Raw genomic sequence first — 470 nt, 5'->3', positions numbered from 1 at the left:
CGCGTGGGCCCGCAGGCGCAGCCATCAACAGATCTTTGAGGTTAGTGGCGAAGACTTCAATCGCTTCGATTTCCGCGCGCTCTTTCATTGCCGCCATCAACTCGGTTTCCATGTGCATTGAACTTGATGCGCCATGCCCAACTGATGACCTGTTTGCGCCAGTTGTCTGCAGGGGCGCTGCTCAGCGTCACACCATAGTGATCGGCAATTAGGGTTTCGCAATAGGATTGGCGCACACTTTCTTCTTGCTGTGGATCGGCATTGAGCGTCAGGCTGAGGAAGCCTTCGTTTCGGCCGCGCAACAATCGCCAAAGCACGGTGAGAAGGCACTTTGCTGATCGCTTCGTTATGCTCAAAGTAATCTTTGAACTTCTTCGCCTTCTTGTTCTTTGCCCGCCACCACGCGTGACACAATTTCAGCATGACGATTGAGGTACTGGCGAATTTTCTCCAGCAAGTTGGCGTCTTCG

1 pseudogene is annotated in these 470 nt (G+C 53.2%); it reads right to left on the bottom strand.

From position 1 onward, the window contains the following. Positions 1–470 (bottom strand): annotated as a pseudogene (locus tag CIK04_RS25345) (RNA-binding transcriptional accessory protein); the annotation flags it as partial.

The sequence above is a fragment of the Vibrio sp. 03_296 genome, from assembly GCF_002265885.1.
The sequence above is the reverse complement of the archived record's forward strand: the minus strand, read 5'-3'. Positions and strand labels throughout refer to the sequence as shown.